Origin of the sequence: Archangium sp. (assembly GCF_036389735.1) — a bacterium.
In the GTDB taxonomy this organism is placed as follows: Bacteria; Myxococcota; Myxococcia; order Myxococcales; family Myxococcaceae; genus Archangium.
In genome coordinates this window covers 1-3,276 of the sequence record NZ_DASVWK010000422.1, presented here as the reverse complement: position 1 = coordinate 3,276, position 3,276 = coordinate 1, and the positions used below count along the sequence as shown (strand labels likewise).

The window sequence follows — 3,276 nt, the reverse complement described above, 5'->3', positions numbered from 1 at the left end:
CGGGCCGCAATTCAGCGCGGCATTCAACGTGGAAAACGTTGTAACGCCGACCACCGATTTCCGTCAAGCCGGATGGTCCGCCAATATCGCGGATGCCAGCTCGGCTCCCCTCCTTTTGACTCGGTGGAGGTGACCGGCTAGAAGCGGCGGCCCCAGCCAACCCCGGAGGTCATGTGATTACGCGTGTCACGCACGTCACCGTGTATGTGAGGAACGATGAGGAGGCCCTCGCCTTCTTCACCCAGAAGCTCGGTTTCAAGAAGAAGATGGACAGCCCGATGGGCCCCGGTGGCCCGAGGTGGATCACCGTCACGCCGGCCGGTCAGTCCGACTTCGAGGTCACCCTCTTCAACCCGTCCACCTGGTTCAAGGGTGAGGAGGCGAAGCTCGCCTCGGAGCAGATTGGCAAGCAGGCCATGATCATCCTCGAGAGTGACGATATCGAGGCCGACCACCGTGCCCTCCAGGCCGCGGGCGTCTCCCTCGACGGGGGCGTGCGCGACCTGCCCTGGGGCCGCGACCTCGTCTTCCGCGACCTGTACGGCAACCGGTACAACCTCGTGCAGTCCAAGCAGGGATAGGGCACAAGAGGGCTCGTGCCCACCCTGACGTCCCTCACCCTCTACCCCCTCAAGTCGTGCGCGGGTCTGCCGCTGACCCGCGCCACCGTGGAGCCGCTCGGGCTCCAGCATGACCGCCGGTGGATGGCGGTCCGCCCCGACGGCTCCTTCCTCACCGGGCGCGAGTTCCCCGCCCTGGTGCGCGTGCGGGCCGTCCCCGGGGCGAAGGGTCTCCACCTGTCGGCACCGGACATGCCGGACCTCGAGGTGCCCTTGCCTCCCGCGGACGCGCCGCGCCTCGACGTCACCGTGTGGGATGACACCTGCTCCGCCGCCCGCGTCCGGGCCGAGGCGGACCGGTGGCTCTCCGACTACCTCGGCCAGCCCGCGCTGCTCGTGCACGTGGACGCCCGGATGCAGCGCCCGGTGGATCCGAAGTACGCCACCCCGGAGGATCAGGTGGGCTTCGCCGACGCCTTCCCCCTGCTGCTCCTCTCCGAGGCCTCGCTGGCGGATCTCAACCAGCGCCTGCCGCGGTCCGTGCCCATGGCACGCTTCCGGCCCAACCTCGTGGTGGACGGCTGCGCCCCCTTCGCCGAGGACGGCTGGAAGCGGCTGCGCATCGGCGCCGTGGAGCTGGCCGTGGTGAAGCCATGTGCCCGCTGCGTCTTCACCACCGTGGATCCGGAGACGGCCCGGCGCGATCCCCAGAACGAGCCCCTGCGCACGCTCACCACCTACCGGCGCCTCGGCCCGAAGAAACTGGTGATGTTCGGGCAGAACGTCATCGTGCGACGCCCGGGGGAGCTCCGCGTGGGGGACGCGGTGGAGCTCCTCGAGTAACCCTCCGGGCGTCGTCTTCAGCGGGTCCGCGTTCTACTGCGCCTGCCGCGGCTGCGCCTGCTCCGGCTGCTGCACCGGCTGCGCCTCGGACTTCTTGGGGGGGACCAGCGAGTCCAGCTTGCGCGAGAGCCGATCCAGCTCGCGGTTGATGGCGTCCACCTGCGACTGGCTCGCCACGCCGCCCACCACCGTCACCATCCGGCTGCGCAACCCGCTCAAGCGCTGGCGCACCTCGCCCCCCACCCACGTCGCCTGCTTCTCCAGCTTCTGCACGGCGGGGTTGCCGCGCAGCTCGTTCACGTTCAGCCGCTGGACGCGCGACACCACCGTCTGGAGCACCTTCTGCGCATCCACCTCGAGCTCCCCGAACTGCCGCTGCGCCTGCTCCAGCTGCGCCTTCACGAACGACGCCACCTGGCCGGCGGCCTCGGTCACCACCGCCTCGGCCTTCACCGCCTCGGCCTTCACCGCCTCGGTCGCCGCCGTGGTCGCCGCCACCACCTTCTCGGCCACCGGCAGCTCCACCTTCGCCGCCTCCACCTTCTCCGTCTCGATCACCTTCTGGGCCACCGTCGGCTCGGCCGCCTGCTCGGGCTTCACCGCCTCGGCGCTCGTCGCCTCGGCCTTCACGGTCTCGTTCGTCGTCTGGGCCGCGGCCTCCTTGGCCGTCGCCTCGTTCTTCACGGTCTTGTTCTTCGCCATAAGCTCTTGCCTCCTCGAAGGGCGAAGAAGAGGTAACGCGTCGCGTCAACAGCGTCAAGTCCTTTTGACGCAACGCGACACAGGCAGGCGGCGGTCACTCCATCCCCTGGAGTGGACCGGGCCGGTCTCCGAGCGAGGCGAGCCGGGCCCGACCCGTCGGGCACAGGTCGAGCACCGCGCACCGCTGGCAGGCGGGATTCTGGAAGAAGCAGCACCGCTGCCCGTGCAGCATCAACGCCTCGTGGTTGTCGTAGAGCCGCTGGGCGTCCCAGTCCGCCGGGAGCTGGGCCTCCAGCAGCCGGTGCGAAGGCCCCACGGCGGTGCTCTCGGGGATGAGCCCCAGCCGCGCCGCCACCCGGTGGTGATGGCTGTCCACCGGCAGCGCGGGCATCCTCAGGCGGCTGAACAGCAGCGTCGCGGCGCTCGTCTTCGGCCCTACCCCGGGCAGCGCCTCCAGCCAGTCCCGCGCCTCGCGCACGGGCAACGCCCCGAGGAAGTCCAGCGACAGGTCGCCACCGCGCAGCTCGGTGATGCGCCGGAGCACCTGCTGGATGCGAGGGGCCTTCTGCTCGGGCCAGGTCACCGCGGAGATGGCCTCCTGGATCTCCGTGCACGGGGCATCGCGTACCGCCTCCCAGGTGGGAAGGCACTCCCGGAGCCGGCGGAAGGCCGCACCGCTGGAGGCATTGCGCGTGCGGTGGCTCAACAGCGCCGAGACGAGTTCGCCAAGCGGATCCTGCGTGCGGAAGTAGGGAATGGGGCAGCCGTACACGGCACACAGGCGCTCGTGCACCCGGAGCGCCTTCGCGCTCAGCTCGGAGGAGACCTCGGGAAGCAACGGGAGAGATGGCATGGGCGGGGATGACCTTGGAAGTCATCCCTCATCCTTCGCATCCCCTGCCCCCCTGGGGAGCCCCTGTCCACCGTCCGGCGGGCGGGCCAGCGGGCGCCCGAGGGCCCACGCGACGACTGACCCCTCACGCGTGCGCACGTATAATGAGGATCGCCTCCTGGCCCTCATGCTGCGCCGGCTCCTCCCTACCCTCGTCGCCCTCGGATGTGGCCTCCTCGCCCTCACCTGGGGGCTGGTGAGCCTCCAGCGCATCTTCGCCCAGGAGCGCGAGGACGCCCGCGCCCAGCTCGCCTCCCGCCGCCATGCCATCGAGGAGTT

Annotated in this window: 5 protein-coding genes; 3 read left to right on the top strand and 2 right to left on the bottom strand. The window is 70.2% G+C overall.

The genetic code is table 11. The features are described from left to right. Positions 1–173 precede the first annotated feature (173 nt). Complete coding sequence (locus VF794_RS15235) at positions 174–581, top strand: VOC family protein (RefSeq protein WP_331111028.1); 408 nt, start codon at positions 174–176, stop codon at positions 579–581. A 15-nt stretch (positions 582–596) separates the two neighbouring features. Beyond that, a complete protein-coding gene (locus VF794_RS15230) occupies positions 597–1,403 on the top strand; it encodes an MOSC domain-containing protein (protein WP_331111026.1) in 807 nt (268 codons plus the stop codon). A 33-nt stretch (positions 1,404–1,436) separates the two neighbouring features. Here the strand turns inward: VF794_RS15230 and VF794_RS15225 are convergent, their stop codons facing one another. Continuing rightward, on the bottom strand, positions 1,437–2,105 hold the full coding sequence (locus VF794_RS15225) for a hypothetical protein (RefSeq protein ID WP_331111025.1): 669 nt from the start codon (positions 2,103–2,105) through the stop codon (positions 1,437–1,439). Positions 2,106–2,199: 94 nt separating this feature from the next. After that, positions 2,200–2,958, bottom strand: coding sequence for a Fe-S cluster assembly protein HesB (locus VF794_RS15220; protein ID WP_331111022.1), 759 nt, complete (start codon positions 2,956–2,958; stop codon positions 2,200–2,202). A gap of 130 nt (positions 2,959–3,088) precedes the next feature. On the opposite strand from VF794_RS15220, the gene VF794_RS15215 reads away from it, so the two are divergent. After that, positions 3,089–3,276, top strand: a 188-nt coding sequence (locus VF794_RS15215) for a hypothetical protein (RefSeq protein WP_331111030.1), incomplete at its 3' end; no start/stop codon positions are given.

Coding starts and splice junctions, on each gene's coding strand:
- VF794_RS15225 (WP_331111025.1), bottom strand. CDS start 2,105: ATGGCGAAGAACAAGACCGTGAAGAACGAGGCGACGGCCAAGGAGGCC.
- VF794_RS15220 (WP_331111022.1), bottom strand. CDS start 2,958: ATGCCATCTCTCCCGTTGCTTCCCGAGGTCTCCTCCGAGCTGAGCGCG.